Genomic DNA, 212 nt, shown 5'->3' on the forward strand with positions numbered 1-212 from the left:
TCGTTTCACTGCTGAGTTCGGGATGGGATCAGGTGGTTCCAACGCTCTATGGTCGTCAAGAAATTCGGGTACTGAGTCGTGACCAGATGGCCTCGCTTCAGCAAATTGGGTATGTGACAGCTGGTGTTTTGTGAACATCGAACTTTCGGTTCGTTTCGTCTTCACACACCGCAATCTGGTCTGTTCGACGCAAATTGCTTGGGTGTTATATG

At 49.1% G+C, this 212-nt stretch carries 1 rRNA gene; it reads right to left on the reverse strand.

Annotated features, from left to right (window positions below):
* Nucleotides 1-60: ribosomal RNA gene (gene rrf / locus AACY19_RS27760) — 5S ribosomal RNA — on the reverse strand; the annotation flags it as partial.
* Nucleotides 61-212 lie beyond the last annotated feature (152 nt).

This window comes from Pseudomonas sp. EA_5y_Pfl2_R50, from assembly GCF_963970475.1.
In the GTDB taxonomy this organism is placed as follows: domain Bacteria; phylum Pseudomonadota; class Gammaproteobacteria; order Pseudomonadales; family Pseudomonadaceae; genus Aquipseudomonas.